We start from the raw sequence: 20791 nt of genomic DNA, 5'->3' as shown, positions 1-20791 counted from the left end.
CGCCGGCCCACCGCCCCGCTTCAGGCCGGACCCCCGCCCGCCTCAGGCCGGCGGCCCACCGCTTCAGGCTCGCGGCCCTCCGCTTCAGGCCGGCGCCGCCAGCAACGGCCGGGCCCGCTCGCGGAGTTCCAGCACGCGCGGCTCGTCGTTGTACGGCTCAAGCCGGTGCAGCAGGTCCCGTACGTACTCGGTGGTGCGGGCCGAGGAGATCCGGCCCGCGACCTCGACGGCCTTGACGCCGGCGGCGCAGCACGCGTCCAGGTTGCCCGATTCGAGTTCGGCGACGGCGGAGACCACCAGGCGCAGGCCGTGGGAGCGGACGAACTCCTCGGTGGGGCGGGCGAGCGCCTGCTCGGTGAAGCGCTGCACCTGCCGGGGCAGGCGCAGGTCGCGGTAGCACTCGGCGGCGTCGGCGGCGAGGCGGTCGTAGGAGTAGAAGCCGAGCCAGCTCGGGTCGGCGTCCCCTTCGCGGGCGCGCTCCAGCAGCGCCTCCGCTGCGGCGAGGGAGGCCCCGCAGGCCGCCGCCTCACCGGCTTTGGCGTGCGCGCGGGCCTCGACGAGGTGGAAGAAGCTCATCGTGCGGGTGGTGGCCAGGCCCCGGTTGCGTTCGAGGGCGGCCTGCGCGAGGTCCACCCCCTCGTCGGCGAAGTTGCGGTACGTGGCCTGGAGCGACATCGAGGCGAGGACGTAACCACCCAGCGGGACATCGGCGGCGGCCCTGGCGAGCCGCAGCGCCTGGATGTAATACCGCTGGGCGGCCTCCTGCTGGCCGGTGTCGAAGGCCATCCACCCGGCGAGGCGGGTGAGTTCGGCGGTGGCGCCGAAGAGCGAGCGGCCCACGTCGTCGCTGTAGGAGCCGAGCAGCAGCGGCGCCGCCTCGACCCGCAGGCACTCCGGGACCATGCCGGAACGCCAGTCGCCGCCACCGTACTTGGAGTCCCAGCGGCGCGCGTCCTCGGCGGCCTCACGCAACTTGGTCACATCGGTGTGGCCGACATGCGCCATCCCGGGGGCGGGGGCGTCCCGGGCCACCGTGGCGTCGGCGGGGGTGATCAGCCAACGGGAGGCCGGCGTGACGTAAGCGCTCACTGCGAAAGATCCGGCCAAGCTCTGCCAGATCCCCGCGCCGCCCGGGTTGCGCCGCCCGGCCAGGTCCAACCGCCACAGATCGGTGGCCGATTTCACCGCTTCGCTGACGTCCCGGGGGAAGGCGAGTCCCACCTCGGGCGCCGGATCGGCGTCGGCCAGGCCTATCTCGTGCAGCGGCACCGGACGGCCGAGCTTGCTGCCGATGGCGGCCGCGATGAGATGGGGGGCGGCGCCCTGCGGCACCATGCCCTTGGTGACCCAGCGGGCCACCGACGTCTTGTCATAACGCAGCGTCAGACCGCGTTGTGCGCCGAGGTCGTTGACCCGGCGGGCGAGTCCGGCGTTGCTGATGCCCGCCAGAGCGAGAAGGGTGCCGAGTTTCTCGTTCGGCCCGCGGTGTTCTCTGTTCACTGCGGTTCACCTCTGATGCCGCTGGGGGCAGGCCGGCCGGCCTGGTGATGACATGGGGGTCGGGGGTCGCCCTCCCCTGGAGCCCGATTCGGCCACCGCGACCACCGTGGCACGGCGGGCGCGACGGAAGGGCCGGGCAGCCGATCCGCGCGTAGATGTGCGAACCGGATGCACCCAGCGTAGTTCGCCGCCTCCCGACCGTTAAGGGGCTGGTGCCGGATGGCCGGAAACCAGTCCCTTACCGGCCAATGTGCGGGCGCTGTACAGAGGTTGTGAGGGCCGGATGTCGTCCTTGTGGCGAGCCCGGCGGGCGGTGCGGGGGACCGGTGGGGGCACGCGCACGGCTGGGCGTGTGCTCCCGGTATATGTGGCCGTGCGCCCGGCCGTGCGCTCTGGCCCGGCGGGTGCCGCCGACGCTTGCATAGTGCCCATAGGTCGGCCCGCACCCCCGGCAGGCGGCTTGCCGGGGTCGGGCGGGCCCAGGGGTTCCGCTGCCACAATCCCCGCGGGTGGCGGATCCGGCCCGGGAGGATGGGACATGCCTCCCGGGCCGTCGAACCCCTCGACGCACTTCCGTACGGCTTTCGTTGGGCTCCGATCAGGCTCCGCTCCGGTACGCCGGCCTCCCGTCGGTACTCCGGCATATCAACTGCGTAATGTGCCGCAGACTTTGGCGCGAATCAGACGTTTCGTCTCACGCGCGTTCCCCGCCCGCCTCCGGCGCGCGACCCGACACCTCTTGCTGCCCCCATGCGCCTCCTCGCGCGCTTTCACGTGGCAGCATGGTCTTCCGGGACATCAGACGTGGCGACGAGGCGGGGCGAGCGGCGATGGCGCCCGCGCACCGACTGTCCACAGCCTGTGGAGGCGGCGATGCGGTGGTTGGTGGGGTGGAGCAGTGCCACCGCGGGTTCCGTGCCCGGCTCGGGAAACCGCGCGCTCCAGCCCGTCGGCGCCCAACTCCTGTGGGACGACCCCGATCCGCTGTGGGCGGTGGGTGACTGGCGCCCCGACGAGATCCGGGTCGTGCACGCGGACCCGGCGGGGGCGCACAGCGGTCGCGCGGCGAACGGGGCGGCGGGCTACGACGGATACGGGAGCGGGTACGGGGCGTCGTCCTCGTACGGCTCGGGCTCGGGGTCCTCGTACGGCGCCGGCTCCGGCGCCGGCCCGGGTGCCGCCGGCCACGGATCCCCCGGCGGCCCCGGCTCCGACAGCTCGGGCGCCGCGGGATACGACGGCGGCGCGTACGGCGGCCCCTACGCCAACGGCCAGCCGTTCCGGCGCCCTTACGCTCGCGGCGGCTCGACCAACGGTTCGGGCGCGGCCGGTCCCGCCCGCCTCGCGGTGCTCGGCCGCTGCGGCGCCACCGACGCCGAACTGCGGCTCGGCCTCGTCGCGGCCCGCGGCGGCGCGCTGCGGCATGTGACCGCCTGGCCCGGCAGTTACACCGCCGTACTCCAACTCGGCCGCCGCATCACCGTACTGGGCGACCTCGCCGGCGCCCGGCCGGTCTTCCACACCCGCTGGGCCGGCGGTACGGCCTTCGCCACCGCCGCGCTGCCGCTCGCCGACCTGATCGAGGCCGGCCTCGACGTCACCCACCTCGCCGCCACCCTCGCCTGCCCGGACGCCCCCGAGGCGCTGGTCGACGGCACGCCCTACCTCGGGGTACGCCGGGTGCCGCCGGGCCACGCGCTGATCCTTCGCGACGGCGCCCCGGAGATCTCCAGCTACGAGCCGACCGTCTCCCTCGCCGTCGGCCACCAGCCGGCCGGCGCCGGAGACGCGGAAGCGGCCGTGGAAGGCGTACGGGACGCGCTGGTCGACGCGGTAAGGGCCCGGTTGTCGCAGCCGCGGTTCGTACCCGACGCCGATGAGGCGCCCGCGCCCGGCATCGGCGCCGACCTCTCCGGCGGCAGCGCCTCGGCGACCCTGGCGCTGCTCGCCGCGGGACTGCCCGGGATGCCCGGCACCCTGCCCGGCGCCCCCGGGTCGCTGGCCGGCGAACGACTGCTCGCCGTCACCTTCAACGACCTGGTCGGCGGCGGTTCCGGCGCCGGCCTGCCCGCCGCGCGCGAGGCCGAACTCGAACGGGCCCGCGCGATGGGCACCGACCCCCGGCTGCGGCACATCGTCGTCATCGGCGGCGAGGAGGCGCTGCCCTACGCCGAACTGACCGGCGGCGCGCTCGGCCCGCTCACCGACGAGCCGGGACTCTCCCTCGTCACCGCGGAACGCAACCGGCGGCGGCTCGCCGCGGGTGGCGCCGACCACCTCATCGGGTACGGCGCCCGCCAGGTCCTCGACGCGCACCCGGCGCGCCTCGCCGACCTGCTGATGGACCGCCGCCGGCGCAGTCTGCTGCGCCCGGTCGCCGCGCTGACCAGGGCGGACGGCGCGGTGTACGGCAACTCGCTGCTCCTGCCCTTCACCGTGCCGATCACCGTCTACCGCGCCGCCCGCCGGCTGGCCCGCACCTCTTACCGCCAGGGCGTCGAGGACGCGGCGGCCCGGCTGCTGCACCGGGACTTCGCGGAGGCGGGGCGCGAGGTCACCGGCGGGCCGCTCGGCGCGTCGCTCGCCGCCATGACCTGGGTACGGCCCGGCCCGGCGGCCCGCTGGCTCACCGGCGAGGCGCTCGCCGAGGTGTCGGTACGGCTCCAGGAAGCGGCCCGCCGCCCCTGGCCGCTCGAACGCCCCGGCGAACGGCGGGCCCGCGCCGCGCTCGCCCGGCAGGCCGCCGACTTCCGGGTACTCGAACAGGCCGCGGCCGTACCCTCGCAGCGGCTGCACGCCCCCTTCCTCGACAACCAGGTGGTCCGGGCCTCGCGCGCCCTGCCCGGCGCGCTGCGGGTACGGCCCGGCGCCCGTGCGGACGTGCTCCGCGAGGTCCTGGAGGGGGCCGGGGTGCGGCACCTGCCGCCGGGCTGGGGCGCCTCCTCCGCCTCCTGGTCGGTGGCCGGCGCCGCCGCCCGCCGGGGCCTGCGCGCCGCGCTCGATCCGCTGCTCGACCTCTTCGAGGCGCCCCTGCTCGCCGACGCCGGCCTCATCGAGGCCGGCGCCATCCGCGAGGCCCTCGAAGCCGCCGCCCGGGGGGAGCCGGTGTCGATCGAGGGCCTCGGAGAACTGGTTTCCGTGGAGCTGTGGCTGCGCCGGCTGCTCGCCCGCCGGGGCTCCTGCTGGACGGGCGGGGCGGGGGCGCCGGAGCAGCGGGCGGTGGCGTCGGGGGTGCAGCGGCTTTCGCTGTGAGGTGGGGTGAGGTGACGTGGGGCGAGGTGACGTGGGGCGGGGTGCGGTGGGGTGGGGTGCGGTGGGTCGCGCTCGGCCGGGCGGGCGGCGGTTTTGGAGTCGCGGGGCCTGGTGATCGCTGGGCGGCGGGGCGTTGTCAGTGGGGTGCCGCAGAATGGTCGGGACGGTGGGCGAGCGGGCGGTCGGGGTGGTGAGGCGGCCGTGGGCCGGGGTGTGGACCGGGGTGTGAGCCGGGCCGTGGTCGCGGCGGTGGGCGTGGCTGTGGTCGAGTTCGTGAGCAGGACGGGTGCGGAAGCGCACGAGGCGGGGCGAGGAGGAGTGCGATGACGGTATGGGATGACGTGGTGGGGCAGCCGCGGACGGTGGCCGAGCTGAGCGCTGCCGCCCAGGACGCGGATGCTCTCGTTGCGGTGACGGCTGGGGGTGGGGCTAGGACTGGGGCCGCGACCGGGGCTGTGGGTTCGGGGGAGGGGGCCGTCGGGTTCGGGGGTGCCGGCGCGTTCGGGGGGTCCGGCGGAGCCGGGGGGTCCGGCGCCGCTGACACGGCCGCGTCCCGTATGACGCACGCCTGGCTCTTCACCGGTCCGCCGGGCAGTGGCCGCTCCACCGCCGCGCGGGCCTTCGCGGCGGCCCTCCAGTGCACCAGCCCGGACAAGGCGCTCGGCGCAGCGCCCGGGTGCGGGTTCTGCGACGGCTGCCACACCGCCCTCGTCGGGACGCACGCCGACGTGGAGACCGTCCGCACCGACCTGCTCTCCATCGGCGTCAAGGAGACCCGGGAGCTGGTGCGCCGCGCCTGCCTCTCCCCGGCCGGCGGCCGCTGGCAGGTGATCCTCCTGGAGGACGCCGACCGGCTGACGGAAGGCGCGGCCAACGTGCTGCTGAAGGCGATCGAGGAGCCCGCTCCCCGTACGGTCTGGCTGCTGTGCGCCCCCTCGGTCGAGGACGCGCTGCCCACCATCCGCTCCCGCTGCCGGCTGCTGACGCTGCGGACGCCGTCGGTCGACGCGGTCGCCGACGTGCTGGTCCGCAGGGACGGCGTCGAGCCCGCGCTCGCCGCCGAGGTCGCGCGCGCCACCCAGGGCCATATCGGCCGGGCCCGCCGGCTGGCCGTCGACGCGTCCGCGCGAAGCCGGCGGGCGACCGTACTGCGGCTGCCGTTGCGCGTCGCCGACATCGGCGGTTGTCTGCGGGCGGCGCAGGAATTGGTCGACTCCGCGACCGACGACGCGAAGGCCGTGGCGGAGGGGACCGACGCCAAGGAGACCGAGGAGATGCGGGCCGCCCTGGGCGCGGCGGCGGGCGCGGGCAGCCGGATGCCGCGGGGCACCGCCGGTGTGATGAAGGAGCTGGCCGATCGGCAGAAGCGGCGCTCCACCCGTACCCAGCGGGACACCCTCGACCTCGCGCTGACCGACCTGGCCGGCTTCTACCGCGACGTGCTCGCCCTCCAGCTCGGCCGCGCCCCCGACACCGTCGCCAACGCCGAGGCGATGGACGGCATCCGCCAGATCGCCATCGCCTCCCGCCCCGAACACAGCCTGCGCCGCATAGAAGCGGTGCTCGCCTGCCGCGACGCCCTCGACCGCAACGTGGCGCCCCTCCTGGCGGTAGAGGCGATGACCCTCGCCCTCCGAGCGGGCTGACCGGCGCCGCCGGCCCGGGGGAGTTCGGGTTCGGGGCGGGCGTTTCCTCCGCGCGGAGGTAACCCATGCCCGAACCAGCTCCGGGCCGAGCCGGCGCCGGCGGCCAGGGGGCGACCCGCTAGCGGTGTCCGCGCCCCGCCTGCCGGGGGCTGGGGCCGGACTTCGGGGGACCTTGGCCGACCGGAGGGGTGCTGCTCCGGGGTGGTCCGCGCCTTTCCGGCTGGGGGTGGGGCTGCTGTTGGCCTTCGGGAGACGGGGCTGCGGGTCGCTTTGGGCCGGGAGACCTGGGCCCTCGGGGGAGTCCGGGGTCGCAGACTATTTCCGCCCGGATATCGCTGCTCGTGAGGGAGGTCGCGCCTTCCCTGCCGAGAGCCGGGCTGCTCTTGGCCTGCGTGGGGCCTTGGCTGGAGTGCCTGGCCTTCCGAGGAGTTCGGGGTCGCGGGGTCCGGTCGATCGGGGGCTCGTGGCTGGGCCGCCGGGGGCCTTGCCGGGGAGCCGGGCGGGGGTGCCCGGAGGGGGTCGGGTTGGTGCGTTTGGGTGGTCGGTGGGCGGCGGACGTAACGGCTTCCGGTCAGGCGGGGGGAGTCGTTGCAAGGTGGCGGGCAGCGTCCCCGTTTGCTCCGCCCTGTCCTCGCGGGGCCGCAGCCGTCCCGAAGGGGTCCGCCGTGGCCGACGCCGTACTCGCCCTCCTCCTGCTGCTGTCCGCGACCGCCGCCGTACGGCTCACGCTGCGGGCCCGGCGCTATTGGCGCGCGGAGCGAGCCGGCCAGGTCTACGAACTCTCCGTCGACCGCCGTGGCACCGCGCTGCGGGTGGGCGCGGCGGCGCTCGCCACGCTGGTGGCCGCGACCCTCGCCGTACCGTTCCTGCGCACCTCGCCGTTCTCCCCTTACTCCCCCTCCTCCGTCCACGCCGGCGCAACCATCACCCCCACCGCTTCGGCCGGGCACGCCGGACCACCCGCCCGGACCCTCCCGCCCATCCCGGCCACCCCGTACGCACCGCCATCGCCGACCCGCACCCCCGCGTCCACCCCGCCCCGTACCATCGGTCACCCGTCCGGTGGAACGCTGCAACTCCTTGGTGACGGCACCCGCGTATGGCTGCCGCCGTTCTACGACTCGCCGGGCGTGGCCGGCATCGCGTTCCCCGTGGTGCTGGCCCATGTGGACGGCGCCCAGGGCGATCCGGCGCTCTACGCCGGCTTCACCGCCGCCGTACGAAGCCACCTGGCGGACCCGTTCGTGCTGGTCATGCCGGCCGGCTGCGCCCGCGACCCCGGCGCGGTACTCGCCGAGGCGGCCCGCCGTTATCGCCTGCTGACCCCCGTCTCCGCCCACGGGGTGCTCGGCGTCGGCGGCCAGGCGGCCTGCGCGGTGCGGGAGGCGCTGGCCGCGCCGGGGCGTTACGGCGCCGGCGTCGGCATCTCCGGTACGTACCCGCCGCTCGCCCCCGCGACCCTGCCCCGCCACCCCCCGCTGCTGCTCGCGGTGGCCGACGGGGAGAGCGGGCCGCGTGCCTCGGCCGTCAAACTGCGCGCGGCGCTTCGCCCGCACGGCGACGACGTACGGCTGCTCGACGGCATGGGGAAGCGGCAGCAGGTGATGGGGATGGCGGCGGCGTACCTGACGGAGAAGCTGGACGGCCCGGCGAGGGTCACCCGGGCGGAGCCGGTGGCCGGTCCCGTAGCCGCCCCGGCCCCCTAGTACTGCAACGGCGTTTGGTGTGACTGGTGGCCAGGACAGTCGTTGATCCGATTATGGGTGGGGAACTCGGTGAGGTCAGGACGTGGGCAGCGGGTCTGGGCGAGTTGCACGAGCGGTTCGTGCACCGATTCGCTCGGTCGGAGCCGCGGGAGTCGGCACTGGCCTACATGCAGGGGCTGATCGCTCCGTTGGAGCGGAAAAACGGCTGGACGCTCGCGGAGGAGGCCGGCCACGCGGCTCCCGACCGCATGCACCGGCTGCTGAACCGGTGCGACTGGGACGCCGATGAGGTCCTCGACGACGTCCGCGATTACGTCGTGGAGCACCTCGGCGACCCGGACGCGGTGCTGATCGTGGACGACACCGGATTCCTGAAGAAGGGCGTCCGCTCGGCCGGCGTCCAACGCCAATATTCGGGCACCGCGGGGCGGACAGAAAATTGTCAGGTCGGTGTCTTCCTCGCCTATGCCGGAGAACGCGGCCGCACCTTGATCGACCGCCGCCTGTATCTGCCCACGTCATGGACGGACGACCGCGAACGCTGCCAGGCTGCCGGCGTCGGCGACGACGTCGCCTTCGAGACCAAAGTCGTCATCGCCAAAGCGATGGTCCGACGCGCGATCACCGAGAAGATCCCGTTCCGATGGGTGACCGCGGACGCCGCCTACGGCTTCTCCAAAGGCTGGCGGACCGAACTCGAGCAGGCTGATGTCTTCCACGTCATGGCCACCACCCGCCACGACACCGTCGTCACCCGCTGGGCCATGGACCACCCGGTCCACGACCTGTTTCCCCACCTGCCCCGGCAGAAGTGGAAACGCCGCTCCTGCGGCAACGGCGCCCACGGCCCACGCGTCTACGACTGGGCCAGGGTCGAGGTCCGTCCCTGGCACCGCGAGGACCGCCGGCACTGGGTCATCGCCCGCCGCAGCATCGCCAGGCCGCAGGAGATCTCCTACTACATCGCCTACTGCCCCGCCGAGACCACGCTCGATGAGCTGATCCGCGTCGCCGGCAGCCGGTGGGCCGTCGAGGAATGCTTCCAAACCGCCAAGCAGGAATGCGGCCTGGACGATTACCAGGTCCGCCGCTACCCCGGCTGGCACCGCCACATCACCCTCGCCATGGCAGCCCACGCCTGCCTGACCGTCCTGCGGGCCCGCGCGCTCGACACGGAGAAAGCAGAAACGGATCCTCCCAGCTCATCGGCCTGACCCTCCCCGAAATCCGGCGACTGACCACCCGCCTGACCCGGCCCCGCGCCAACCTCATCGACCACGTCCTGCACTGGTCACGCTGGCGCCGCCGACGACAATTCCAAGCCCGCATCAGCCACTACAAACGACGCGGCCACACACCACCAGAAACTGCCTACACATCAGAACAAAGACCGTTGCAGTACTAGGCCGTGTCTGACAAATCCCGCCTGCCCCGCGACGCCTGGCACGCACGCTCGCTGCGTTGTCGGAGTCGTCCGAGTAGGCCCACTACGAGGACGACCCTCCGCCTTGCGAGCGCACGCACCAGACGCCGCGGGCCCCGCCCTGCGGGCGGACGACGCTATTTGTCAGACACGGCCTAGCCACCCCTGGCCGGGTACCCCGCCCGGCCAGGTAGCCGCCGCGCACCCGTAGCCACCCCGGCCAGGTAGTCGCCGCGCACCCGTAGCCACCCCGGCCAGGTAGTCGCCGCGCACCCGTACCCCGCCCCGCCCGCGTAACGGCCCCGGTCGCCGCGACCGCCCCGCCCGCGGCGGCCCGCGCGGAAACCGCCCGCGGAAAACCGTAAACCACTCAAAAGGCGACAGCTCGGCCGATCACCGACGCCGTACGCCGGATACGCTCGCTGTCATCCGACGGGAGGACCGAGCCGCCGATGCACACGCCGAAGCGCGCCACGCACCTGCTCCGCATCCCGGCCACCGTGTTCGCGGTGACCGCGCTGCTGCTGTCCGCATGCTCATCCGGAGGGGCAGGCCACAACGCCGCGGCGTCGTCCGGCGCGCCGGACACCCTCACCTCGTCCGCCGTCACCTCGTCCGCCACCACCGGCGGCGCCGGCCCGGCCGGCACCCCGGGCGCCGCCGACCCCGACCCCGCATCCGCCACCTTGCAGCCGCTCGCCGCCGCGACCCCCGCGAACCTGGCGCCGTACTACGGACAGAAGCTGCGCTGGCACGACTGCGGCATCCCCGGCTTCGACTGCACCACCATGAAAGCCCCGCTGGACTACGCCCACCCCCGCTCCGCCGACGATCTCAAACTCGTCGTCACCCGTAAGAAGGCGGCCGGCCCCGGTAAGCGGCTCGGTTCGATGCTGGTCAACCCGGGCGGGCCCGGCGGCTCGGCCATCGACTACCTCCAGTACGCGGCGGTCGGCTACCCCGCCTCCGTCACCTCCCGCTACGACATGGTCGCCGTCGACCCCCGCGGCGTCGCCCGCAGCGAACCCGTCGAGTGCCTGAGCAACCAGCAGATGGACACCTTCACCGAGGTCGACACCACCCCGGACACCACCGCGGAGGTCGACAAACTCGTCGCCGCCGACAAGTCCTTCGACGCCGGCTGCGAGAAGCGCTCCGCCGCACTCCTCGGCCACGTCTCGACGATCGACTCGGCCCGCGACATGGACGTACTGCGCGCCCTGCTCGGCGACCAGAAGCTCACCTACGTCGGCAAGTCGTACGGCACCTTCCTCGGCGCCACCTACGCGGGCCTCTTCCCGCAGCGCGTCGGCCGGCTCGTCCTGGACGGGGCGATGGACCCCTCCGTCAGCTCCCTGGAGAGCAGCCGAGCCCAGGCGGGCGGCTTCGAGGTCGCCTTCGACGCCTTCGCCGCCGACTGCGTCAAGAAGTCCGACTGCCCGCTGGGCACCACCTCGGTGCCGGACGCGGGCAAGCGGCTCGACGCGTTCTTCCGGTCGCTCGACGCGCACCCGCTGCCCACCGGTACCTCCCGCCCGCTCACCGAATCGCTCGGCACCACCGGGGTCATCTCGGCGATGTACGACCAGTCCGCCTGGCCGTCCCTGCGCGACGCGCTGACCAGCGCGGAGAAGGGGAAGGGTGCCGACCTGCTGACGCTCTCCGACAGCTATTACGAGCGGGACGACTCGGGCAAGTACAGCAACCTCATGTTCGCCAACGCGGCCGTCAACTGCCTCGATCTGCCCCCGGCGCTCTCCTCCCCGGCGGACGTCACCCACGCCCTGGCCGCCTTCGACAAGGCATCCCCGCACTTCGGTACGACCTTGGCGTGGTCCTCCCTCACCTGCGGGTACTGGCCCCTCCCGGCCACCGGCCGCCCCGAACGCATCGAGGCGAAGGGCGCCGCCCCCATCCTCGTCGTCGGCACCACCCGCGACCCGGCCACCCCCTACGCCTGGGCCGTCTCCCTCGCCTCCCAACTCTCCTCCGGCCACCTCCTCACCTACGACGGCGACGGCCACACGGCGTACGCCCGCGGCTCTTCCTGCATCGACTCAGCGGTCAACGCGTATCTCCTCTCGGCGAAGCTCCCGCCACCGGCCAAAAAATGCGGCTAGCCCCGGCGGGGCCAGCGAGCGACCCGTCCCGTACGCCCTGACGGGGCCGAAGCAGTTGGCGGCCCGGCCGGAGCCGGGCGTGCGTCCTGTACCCCCCTGACCAGCCCTTCCCCATGATCCCGCCCGCGTCCCGACCACCCCCGCGAACCCTGTAGACTTTCCCCCGCTGCTGCTGCCACCCTGTGTCAGCACCCCAGCAAGCCGCCTTAGCTCAGTTGGCCAGAGCAACGCACTCGTAATGCGTAGGTCTCGGGTTCGAATCCCGAAGGCGGCTCCGGAAGACCCCAGGACTCACTCGCCGTGACCTGGGGTTTTTCCTTTGTGCGGTCGGCCGGGGCGACTCTTCGCGCCCCGGCGACGGCTGACGGTGGGACAGGTCGCGCCTAGGGGCTGTTCGAGGTTCGGATCTTGGTGAGGTCCGGTGGCCTGGTGGGGGTGGCTGGTAGAACTCGGGTGTGGCGCGTTTTGACGTGACGGATGCTGAATGGGCTTTGATCGAGCCGCTGTTGCCGGTGGCGGCTACCGGGCCGTTGCCGCGGCGGGTGCGGGACCAGTTCAACGGGGTGCTGTGGCGGTTTCGCACCGGCAGTGGCTGGCGTGATGTCCCGGAGCGGTACGGGCCCTGGTCCACGATCTACTCCCGGTTCAGTACCTGGGCCAAGGCCGGGGTGTTCCAGGACATGATGGACGCCTTGATCGCCGAGGCGGCCGGACGGGGGCAGGTCGGCCTGGAGCTGGTCAGCGTGGACTCCACGATCGTGCGGGCGCATCACGAATCGGCAGGTCTGGCCGTGGCCGGGGAGACCCTGGACGCCCTGGAACAGGCGCTGACCGAGGAAAAGGGGGCTCCGCCCCCGCACCAGCCGCCGGTACTGCGGGTGATCCGCAGGGGGCCGGCGCGGACACGTGTGACACGCGCGCGCCGGACCCGGAGCGGGCCGCAGCGCGACGGCGTCGCAGGGCCAGGGCTGATGCCGCCGGGCTCGGCCGGTCCAGAGGCGGACTGAGCAGCAAGATCCATGCCGCGGTCGACGCCTGCGGCCGGCCGCTGTCATTCGTGCTCACCCCCGGACAGGCCGGGGACAGCCCCCAGTTCCAGAACGTGCTGGACAAGATCCGCATCCCCGGCCCGGTCGGGCGCCCCCGCACCCGACCACAAGCCGTCGCGGCGGACAGGGCCTACTCCTCCAAGGCCAACCGGGCCTACTTACGCCGGCGTCGCATCACCGCTGTTATCCCGGAGAAGATCGACCAGCAGGCCAACCGCAAGAAGAGGGGCTCGACAGGCGGACGGCCGGTCACCTACGACAAGGAACGCTACAAACAGCGCAACACCGTCGAACGCTGCTTCCAGAAGATCAAGACCTGGCGCGGCCTGGCCACCCGCTACGACAAGTCCCCCACCAGCTACGAGGCCGGACTCCACCTCCGAGGATCGATCATGTGGTTGAAGCTCCTCACCTCAACCACATGATCCGAACCCCAAACAGGCCCTAGCGGCGGGAGTACATGGTCCCGCCGAGCGCCCAGTGTTCGCGGTCGACCTCGTCGATGATCACCCAGACGTCCTCCAGCTTGGCGTCGCAGGTGCGCACGATCGCCTCGCTCACCTCCTTGACGAGGGCTTCCTTCTGGTCGGCGGTGCGACCGGGGAACATCTGCACGCGGATCATGGGCATGTGGTTCTCCTCAAGGGGGTTGGGGATCGGTGGGTCAGCAGAGCGGAGCGACGAGGTAGGGCCTGCCGAGTCCGGCCGCGTACGCGAGCGTCTCCCAGGTGCCCGACCCGTCATCGGTGCCGGTCAGCGGGAAGCCGATGACGAGGTCGCTGTGGTCGACGAGCCAGCGGTTACGCGTGGTGAACGCGGCCGGGCCGACGCCCTCGGGGTGGTCGAGCTCGACGATCTGTTCGACGCGGCCCACGGCGCGCGCCTGCTCGATCGCCTCCCGCGCGTCCGCCGGCTGGTCGGCGCACCGTACGGGGACGGCCACGACCAGCCGGCCGGCGTCGCGACCGGCCAGGAAGCGCAACGCCGAGGTGTCGACGCCCGCCGCGCCGCCGAGCAGCCAGCCGCGCTCCGCGGCCGGTCCGTCGGCGAACGGCGCGAGCACCCGCTCGAACAGCTCGGCCAGGACGTCTCGTCGCGACTCGACCTGCCGCGTGCCGGTGATGGCGATCGTCAGGCCCCGGTGCGGGCCCCGGTGCACGGTGCGGCCCGCGCCGGTCACGCGTTCGCGTCGGTCAGGCGGCGCGGGTCGAACAGCGAGATGTCGTGGGTACTGGCGCCCTCGGTGGCCAGCTGCGCGATCACCTCGCCGAGCGCGGGGGCGAACTTGAAGGCGTGGCCCGAGGTGCCGGCGGCGACGGTGATCCGGTCGCTCTGGGCCGACGGGCCGATGATGAAGCCCAGGTCGGGCGAGTTGTCGTACATGCAGACGCGGCTGCGCAGGTAGCGGCCGGGCAGCGCCGGGATCCGCTTGGCCAGGAACTCCCGCACGGCCTCGACGTCCTGGGTGCTGACGTGGCGGTCGAGGGAGTCCGGGTCCGCGAGCTCGCCGCCGCTGTGGATGCCGGCCTTGACGCCGCCGGAGGGGCCGTCGACGGCCGGGTGGCCGTAGCCGACCGTGCCGTTCTCGCCCTCCCAGATCCAGTACGGCATCCGGCCGCTGTAGAAGTCCTCGGCCCGCGAGATCGGGTCGAACCAGAGCATCACCTTCCGCAGGACCTTGATGTGCGGCCGGAGTTCGGGGAGCAGCTGCGGGGCCCAGGCGCCGGCCGCGACCACCAGGCGGTCGGCCTCGTACACGCCGGTCTCCGTGCGCACCCGCACACCGCTGCCGGTGTCCGAGAAGTCCAGCACCTTCTCGTCGAACCGCAGGTCGGCGCCGTGCTTGCGGGCGAGGTCGAGGTGCGCGGTGACGACCTGCTCGGGACGCACGTAACCCGAGGACGGGTCCCACACGGCGACGTCGCCCGGCCCGGGCCTGAACTCCGGGAAGCGCGAGCGGATCTCGTCGCTCTCCAGGTACTCGAACTCCAGGCCCGCCTCCCGGGCCGAGGCGAGCGCGGCGGGCACGAGCGCGCCGCCGACCGGGCCGACACAGATGCCGCCGGTGCGGTGGAACAGCGTCTCGCCGCGGATCTCGCCGAGCTCGTCCCAGAGGTCGTAGGCGCGGTCGAGCAGGGGGACGTACCCGGCGCCCATGAAGTACGCCTTCCAGACCCCGCGGCTCTCGCCGTGGCTCGCACCGCGCGCGTGCGCGGGCCCGAACCGGTCGATGCCGATCACCCGGCTGCCGCGCGCGGCCAGGTGGTAGGCCGCGGCGCTGCCGAGCCCACCCAGGCCGACTACGAGGACATCAGCGGTTTCTGCCACGTTCTCTCTCACTCTCCGGTGGTGGCGGTCGGGGCGGCGGTCCTCATCAGGTGGCTGACCTCCCGGCGCAGCCCGACCGGGCTGGCGGCGAAGTGCGCGACCACCTTGTCCCTGGTGGGGTCGGCCTGTTCCTGGCTGAGCTTGAGCATCGTGTCGACCGACTCGACGGTGAAGCGGAAGGCCCCGACGCCGTCGACGATCTTGTCGAAGTAGTCGAGCGACGGGCCCGGGTCCCAGCCGAGGCCGTGCTCGGCCTCGAAGGCCGCCACCGTCCAGCGCACCACGTCGAGCGCGTCCTCCCGGGCGGGCATCGGGTGGACACGGCCGTGGACGTGGGTGGTGGCGAAGTTCCAGGTGGGGGCGGCCGGGGTCTGCTCGTAGACGGCGGCTGAGACGTAGGCGTTCGCGCCTTGGAAGACCAGGGTCGCGTGCTGCCCCTCGTACAGCGTCTCCCAGTGCGGGTTGACCCGGTTGAGGTGGCCGTAGAGCGTGACGCCGATCAGCGACTCGATCCCCTCGGGCTCGGTGGCCGGCGGGAAGATCACGGGCAGGTGCGTGGCGAACGGCGCCGCGGGTCCGTTGCTCAGCAGCAGGGCCAGCGGGTACTCGCGGATCAGCCGGACGGCTTCGGCGTCCGGGGACTGGTAGATCTTCGGAACGTACATCTCGTGCGTCTCCTTTCTCCTGGATGCCCGCCCGACCTCCCGGAAGCCGCCAGGACCCCGGTCATCGGGCGGACGCGCTGAGGGCCTGGGCGGGAACCGCGGCCGTCACGGCCGCGAGGATCTCGCCGGCGCGCACCGCGGTGACCGAGAGCAGCGTCGAGGCCAGGCCGTGGGTGTGCTCCGTCGCGCCTTGCAGGTAGATCCCGGCGCGAATCCGGTCGGTGGTGACGAACCGGTAGTCGCGGTCGAGGTGCGGGCGGGACTGGTCGTCCAGCTTGAGCTGGTCGGCCAACGACCCGAGCAGGGCGAGCGGATCGGCCGGGCGGTACCCGGTGCCGAACACGACCGCGTCCGTCTCGAACTCGGTCAGCTCCCCGGTGGGCAGGTGCTCCACGACGAGGCGTACCCCGTCGGCCTCCTGCGACAGCGAGGCGAGCCGGCTGACGTTCATCATGACCAGCCGCGGCCGGGTGCCCAGCACCTGCTCCCGATAGGACCGGGCGTACAGGTCCTGGATCAGTTCGAGGTCCACGACCGCGTAGTTGGTGTTGCGGTGGTAGTCGACCAGCCGGCGGCGGATGTGCTCGGGCGCCACGTAGTACGCGTCGACGGCGTCGGGGTCGAAGATCTGGTTCGCGAACGGGGAGTCGTCCGCCGGGCTGTACCCGTAGCGCCCGAACACCGCCCGCACCTCGGCCGCCGGGAACCTCCCGTGCAGGTGCGCCACCGCCTCGGCGGCACTCTGTCCGGCACCGACGACGGTGAGGCTGCGCGGCGCGACGGACTCGAACTCCGGTAGCCGGTGCAGCAGTTCCGAGGTGTGCCAGACCCGGTCCGACCGCTCGATGCCGTCCGGCAGCCAGGGCTGCAGGCCGGCGGCGATCACCACGTTCCGGGTGCGGTGCACCTCCTCGGCCCCGTCGCGACGCACGACGACGTCGAGCAGGTCGACGGCCCCGTCCGGGCCGGACACCGGACGGATGTCCACCACCCGCGTGCCGTAGCGCACCAGGTGTCCGACCCGCTCGGCGCACCACGCGAGGTAGTCGTGGAACTCGGTGCGCAGCGGGAACAGCGACTTCTGGTTGATGAACGCGGCGAGCCGGCCCCGGTCCCGCAGGTAGCACAGGTAGCTGTGCGGGCTGGTCGGATTCCGCATGGTGACCAGGTCCTTGAGGAACGAGACCTGCATCGTCGCCTCGTCCAGCAGCATTCCGGTGTGCCAGCCGAAGGCCGGCTGCCGCTCCAGGAACAGCGCGTCGCACCCGGCGGTCGCGCCCGCTTCGTCCAGCGCGAGCGCGACGGCCAGGTTCGACGGTCCGAATCCGACACCGACCAGGTCGAGCACCGCTTCCGGCATGGTGGGGCTCCTCTGACGAAGTGGGGAACGGGTTGTGTCCCGGCGTGTGCGATGCCTCCGTGGACCGTGGTGCAGTTGGGGCGGGACCGGGTTCATCCTTGATCGGGCCACCCGCTCAAACAAGGAGTGCTGTCGGTGATGGCCCGATCACGATCCGCTTTGGCCGGTTCGAACTCAGCCCCCGAGTGGCCTTGCCACCCTTCAGCTTGAGGGAGCACGTACACCCGGAAGGTGCCCGGGTGCGCGGGCCGCGTTGTGGACGGAGAAGCCGTACGGCGACTTGTCGCCCGCGCTACAGCAGGATCCCCGGCGCCTCCCGGGGGTCCGGGACGGCGCCGGGGAGCGCTGCTTCGAGCCGTGGTTCCAAGGGTGGTTCGAGCGGTGGGTCGAGCGCTGCTTCGGGCGGCGGGTCGGTGGGTGTTACCCGCGGCGGGAGGCCGTCACCCCTGGGTCCACTTGTAGGTGGCGATGGCGTGGGCGGCCAGCGAGTCGCTGTACCTCTCGCCGTTCCAGCTCGTGGTGAACGACTGGGTCGAGCCCGAGGTGTTGTACACGACCAGCGTGATCGAACCGTCGGGGTTCTTGAACGCCACGTTGTCCAGGTTGGCGGTGGTGGTCGAGGCGATGCGCTTGGCCCCGGGCACCACGAACTTGCTGAAGTGTCCGACCGAGTAGTAGGCCGCGTTGTAGGTGACGTTCCCGGTGCTCTGGTTGATCGTGACGAGCGGCGTGCAGCTGCTGCAACCGCCGGGAATCACCGGACCGTTGTTCTGGTCCTGGGCGATGTTCCACATCGTGGCGGCCCGTGCCCAGTTGCGGCTGCTCTGGATGAAGGTCTCGATCGCGTTCTGCGGGTCGATGCCGTCGGAGCACTCGGTCTCGTAGTTGTCCTTGGACGGCACGTCCGTGTGCATGGTGGACATGGCGCCGAGGTTGCCCGCGTAGCAGTGCCAGGAGGTGCCGGCCAGGTACCTGCCGGCGGCGGCGTCCTTGATCAGGGGCTCGGCGTAGCTGTTCAGCAGGTTGGTGTTGAAGTCGGTGCCCAGCACCTTCGGCGTCAGATTCGCCTGCGCCAGCGCCGGGCCGAGGTTGTTGGCGACGAAGCTCGCCTCGGCCGGCTCGCTGAACTCCATGCCGGGGTACGCGGTGGCGTACGTCGGCTCGTTCTGCGGGGTGATCGCGTAGATCGGGACGCCCTGGGCGTTGTAGGCCTGGAGGAACTTCACGAAGTACTGCGCCAGCGGGCCGTAGCTGGAGGAGAGCAGTGTCCCGGTGTTGTTGAGGTTGTTCATCTGGCCGTTGGCCTTCATCCAGCCCGGCGGGCTCCACGGATTGGCCATGATCTTGATGGCCGGGTTGAGCGCGGTGGCCTGCTTCAGGTCGGGGATGATGTTGGTGAGGTCGTGCGCGATCGAGAAGTTGGCGAGCGCGGGGTCGGGCCGCGTCCACTTCTGGTTGTTCGCGTTGCCGCACGTCCACAGCTGGACCAGGGTGCCGTTGGCCGTGGCCGCCCCGCTGGCGTCCAGACACAGGCCGGACTGCACCGCGGTGATGGTGCCGTTGACGTTGAGCTTCCACTTCTGGTTGTCCGCGCCGGTGCAGGTCCACAGGATCACCTTGGTACCCGGCGTGGTGCCCTGGCCGTTGGCGTCCAGGCACTTGCCGGCGATGCGCAACTCCGACGCACTGGTGTAGGAGTACTGCTGGTTGGCGTTGCCGGCCGTGCAGTCCCAGATGTACTGCTGCACACCGTTGGCGGTGTTGCCGGTGTCGTCCAGGCAGCGGCCCGAACCCACCCCGACCGTCGTGCCGGTGGAGACCGAGAGGTTGTCGTCGTACGAGTACGGCTGCGCGGTCGCCGAGAAGTCGGACGCGCCCATGGGAACGCGCAGCCAGCTGATCCCGATGCCCTGACTCGGGCTGAACAGCGCGTTCATCATGTTCGTGTGCGCGGTGCTGCTCAGCTTGGTGGACAGCAGCCAGGCCGAGGAGTCGGTCATCGCGGCGCCGAAACCGTCCATCGTCTGGTACGTCTGCGCGTCGTTGACGGTGATGGTCCCCGCCGCGGACGAGGCCGAGAAGGCGAGGTCGGGCTGCTGCGCCAGGTGCTGGCCGAGGTCCGAGGTGGTCAGCCACTTCTGGACCGGCTCATTGGCCGCCGACGCCGGAGATGCCGTCAGCGTCACCAGCGTCACGATCCCGAGCGCGCCCACCAGAAGGGCGCGGGGTGCTTTTCTTGACGACATCATGGAGCCTCTCTCGTATTCGGATGGCGGCGGGGTCCGCACGGGCCCTGCCCCGTTCGGTTGGCGGCGGGGACCGCATGGCCCTGCCCGGTTCGGTTGGCGCGGGGTCCGCACGGCCCTGCCTCGTCAGGTCCCCCCTGGCGGCGGACCGGTCGGGGAACATCGCGGCCGCGGGCCGGCGGGTCGCCGTCGCGTCAACCGGGCGCGCCCGCGCCACCCTGCGCGGCGGGTTCGCGTGCGGCGCCCGCGCTGCGGGCCGCCGTCCGTGACCCGCGCCGCAGCCGGTCGTTCCCCTTGGTGCGCGCGACGGTCAATTCCGCGCGGGGGTCGCGTCGGTTTCACCCCCGCGTTTCCCGCGGTGGGATGCGCCAGGCGTTCTGATGTTCACGCAGCTTCCTTGCGGTATGTGGGGGAGCAAGGTTTTCGGGTGAATGTTAGCGCTAACAAAATAGTCGGAGCGGATGCGGGTTTGCGACGGCGGATATGCTCCGGAACTGACTGCGGCAGCTTGCACCACCTCCTCTGTGCTGTCAATAGATCGCGCAGAGAGCCGAGTTGGCCCGTCGAACCTGCCCGTCGCGTGTGCCCGGCCTTCCGCCCGGCCGTGTCGAAGAGCGGTATCCGGCCTTTTGCCGACCGCTTTATTGACGTCGCGGGGCGGATTTGCTTATCCGGCGTTTCACGGCCCCTTTCCGGGCCGCCCGATTGCCGGATCGGGCTGGCTGCGCGAGCGGGCCTCCCCTGGCAGGACCCCTCATACGGCCCTTCTGCCGGCCCGGGGCGAAGTTGGCCTGGCCGCCGCTCATCAGCGATGCCTTGCCGCCGATGGGGCACGCCTGGGTACTGGCGGTCACCGTGTTCCCCGAGGCGGTCACGGTGATCCCCCCGCCCGCGAAGGCGGCCGGTGCGGTGAGGGGCGGGGGAATCGCGGCGGCGCTGACGGCCGGGTGACGCGATCCTTCATCCGGCCGAGAGCTGACCGATGCCTCCGTATGAGGGGGAGTTGATCCTTCGTGCGGAGGGGAGCTGACTGACCGTCACTCCGCGGCCGGTGCGGGCGGCGGGACGAGCCCGTCCGCGACGAGGCCCTCGAGCACGGCCTGCCCGAGCACCTCCGCCGCCGCCTGCGGGCGCACCATCGCGGTGAACTCCTTTATCAGGCCCGCCTCGTCGAAGTGCAGCAGGTCGATGCCGTGGAGCTCGTTGCCGCGGACGGTGGTCCGGAAGACCAGAACGGCGGACTCGGCCTCGCTCCCGTCCGCGCTGGTCTCGCAGGATCCGGTGTACGACCCGACGTATCGGAAGTCCTCGAGTGTCCGCACAAACACGCCGAACAGGCCCATGACCAGATCCCGGCCCTCGGTGGGCTGCAACCTCATGGAGCTGTAGAAGCGGATGTCCGGCGTGAGCAGCTCTTCGAAGCCGGCCAGGTCGCCCTTCTCCATGGCGGTGCGGAAGCGTTCAACGGTGGTGCTCGCGGTCATAACAGCTCCTTG

General features: G+C 72.3%; 13 protein-coding genes, 1 tRNA gene and 1 pseudogene. 7 read left to right on the top strand and 8 right to left on the bottom strand.

What is annotated here, in order from left to right:
- Positions 1–84: 84 nt before the first annotated feature.
- The gene (locus tag OG519_RS14060) at positions 85–1500 is read right to left on the bottom strand and encodes an MFS transporter (protein ID WP_405583139.1); all 1416 of its coding nucleotides are present in this window, start codon (positions 1498–1500) and stop codon (positions 85–87) included.
- 873 nt (positions 1501–2373) lie between these two features.
- On the opposite strand from OG519_RS14060, the gene OG519_RS14055 reads away from it, so the two are divergent.
- The 7 genes and pseudogenes from OG519_RS14055 to OG519_RS14025 all read left to right on the top strand — a co-directional run bounded on the left by OG519_RS14055 (position 2374) and on the right by OG519_RS14025 (position 13121).
- Positions 2374–4752, top strand: a complete 2379-nt coding sequence (locus OG519_RS14055; RefSeq protein WP_405583137.1) for an asparagine synthase-related protein — start codon at positions 2374–2376, stop codon at positions 4750–4752.
- A gap of 323 nt (positions 4753–5075) precedes the next feature.
- The gene (locus OG519_RS14050) at positions 5076–6398 is read left to right on the top strand and encodes a DNA polymerase III subunit delta' (RefSeq protein WP_405583135.1); all 1323 of its coding nucleotides are present in this window, start codon (positions 5076–5078) and stop codon (positions 6396–6398) included.
- Between the two features lie 665 nt (positions 6399–7063).
- The gene (locus tag OG519_RS14045) at positions 7064–8104 is read left to right on the top strand and encodes a hypothetical protein (RefSeq protein ID WP_405583133.1); all 1041 of its coding nucleotides are present in this window, start codon (positions 7064–7066) and stop codon (positions 8102–8104) included.
- A 53-nt stretch (positions 8105–8157) separates the two neighbouring features.
- On the top strand, positions 8158–9318 hold the full coding sequence (locus OG519_RS14040) for an IS701 family transposase (protein WP_405583131.1): 1161 nt from the start codon (positions 8158–8160) through the stop codon (positions 9316–9318).
- Positions 9319–9979: 661 nt separating this feature from the next.
- On the top strand, positions 9980–11647 hold the full coding sequence (locus OG519_RS14035; RefSeq protein ID WP_405583129.1) for an alpha/beta hydrolase: 1668 nt from the start codon (positions 9980–9982) through the stop codon (positions 11645–11647).
- A 200-nt stretch (positions 11648–11847) separates the two neighbouring features.
- Positions 11848–11921: transfer RNA gene (locus OG519_RS14030), tRNA-Thr, on the top strand.
- Between the two features lie 181 nt (positions 11922–12102).
- Positions 12103–13121 (top strand): annotated as a pseudogene (locus OG519_RS14025) (IS5 family transposase).
- 19 nt (positions 13122–13140) lie between these two features.
- Here OG519_RS14025 and OG519_RS14020 read toward each other — a convergent pair.
- The 7 genes from OG519_RS14020 to OG519_RS13990 all read right to left on the bottom strand — a co-directional run bounded on the left by OG519_RS14020 (position 13141) and on the right by OG519_RS13990 (position 20779).
- A complete protein-coding gene (locus OG519_RS14020) occupies positions 13141–13326 on the bottom strand; it encodes a 2-hydroxymuconate tautomerase (protein WP_405583127.1) in 186 nt (61 codons plus the stop codon).
- A 34-nt stretch (positions 13327–13360) separates the two neighbouring features.
- Positions 13361–13876 (bottom strand): hypothetical protein, encoded by a 516-nt coding sequence (locus OG519_RS14015; RefSeq protein WP_405583125.1) that lies wholly within the window; start codon positions 13874–13876, stop codon positions 13361–13363.
- Positions 13873–15024 (bottom strand): N-methyl-L-tryptophan oxidase, encoded by a 1152-nt coding sequence (gene solA / locus OG519_RS14010; protein ID WP_405583123.1) that lies wholly within the window; start codon positions 15022–15024, stop codon positions 13873–13875. Before solA ends, OG519_RS14015 begins: the two co-directional genes overlap by 4 nt.
- Positions 15025–15032: 8 nt before the next feature.
- Positions 15033–15689: an FMN-binding negative transcriptional regulator gene (locus OG519_RS14005; RefSeq protein ID WP_405583121.1), complete on the bottom strand. Its 657-nt coding sequence runs from the start codon at positions 15687–15689 to the stop codon at positions 15033–15035.
- A gap of 61 nt (positions 15690–15750) precedes the next feature.
- A complete protein-coding gene (locus OG519_RS14000) occupies positions 15751–17049 on the bottom strand; it encodes a lysine N(6)-hydroxylase/L-ornithine N(5)-oxygenase family protein (RefSeq protein ID WP_405583119.1) in 1299 nt (432 codons plus the stop codon).
- A gap of 440 nt (positions 17050–17489) precedes the next feature.
- Positions 17490–19298, bottom strand: a complete 1809-nt coding sequence (locus OG519_RS13995; RefSeq protein ID WP_405583117.1) for a ricin-type beta-trefoil lectin domain protein — start codon at positions 19296–19298, stop codon at positions 17490–17492.
- Positions 19299–20332: 1034 nt separating this feature from the next.
- Positions 20333–20779 carry a nuclear transport factor 2 family protein gene (locus OG519_RS13990; protein ID WP_405583115.1) on the bottom strand — a complete coding sequence of 149 codons (447 nt, stop codon included), beginning with the start codon at positions 20777–20779 and terminating at the stop codon, positions 20333–20335.
- Positions 20780–20791 lie beyond the last annotated feature (12 nt).

This window comes from Streptomyces sp. NBC_01190 (assembly GCF_045039895.1).
GTDB lineage: Bacteria > Actinomycetota > Actinomycetes > Streptomycetales > Streptomycetaceae > Actinacidiphila.
This window is presented reverse-complemented; position numbering and strand designations above follow the sequence as displayed.